The organism is Vibrio sp. Vb1980, assembly GCF_033338615.1.
Lineage (GTDB): Bacteria > Pseudomonadota > Gammaproteobacteria > Enterobacterales > Vibrionaceae > Vibrio > Vibrio alginolyticus.
In genome coordinates this window covers 1-565 of sequence record NZ_JAWOSZ010000139.1, presented here as the reverse complement: position 1 = coordinate 565, position 565 = coordinate 1, and the positions used below count along the sequence as shown (strand labels likewise).

The window sequence follows — 565 nt, the reverse complement described above, 5'->3', positions numbered from 1 at the left end:
GATGGAAAGCACTTTCCTTGTAATGATGATGCATACCGATTTACCTAAAGCAGAGAAAGAATATCGGGAGATGCGAAATCGAATTGCTGGGATTAACCTTGCTTACGAAGATTTCAAAGCCTTACACCCTGAAGTCAGTGACTACGCCAGCTTGACAGCGCCTTATGAGATGGTGAAATCAGGCTTTGACGAAGAGGGCATTTTGCAACTCATTCTTGCCAAGTTGGTCCAAAGCGAACAACAACAGCGTGAGTTTCATCAAGCGTCGTTATTAGCTGATGAAACCATGAGGCTCTTGGATAGCATTTCGCAGTCGGCATCGAACTTGATTGATGAACGCGAAGCCATGGTCAATAACACCATAGGCAACGTCAGCATGATGGTTCTTGTCGCGGCGTGTGTTATCTCTCTGGTTATTTTGGTCTCTTGGTTCGGGCTAAAAACGTGGACAAACCGAGGCTTGAAGAATGTGCTGGTACGTTTGTCCGCATTAACTGACCACGATTTTCGTGCCAAAGCAGATGAGATGGGCCCCTTTGAGCTAAAAGAGGTCGCACGCAAATTG

The 565-nt window shown here is 46.2% G+C and carries 1 pseudogene; it reads left to right on the top strand.

Annotation, left to right across the window (positions count from 1 at the left end):
• A pseudogene (locus tag R7F64_RS24180) lies at positions 1-565 on the top strand (methyl-accepting chemotaxis protein); the annotation flags it as partial.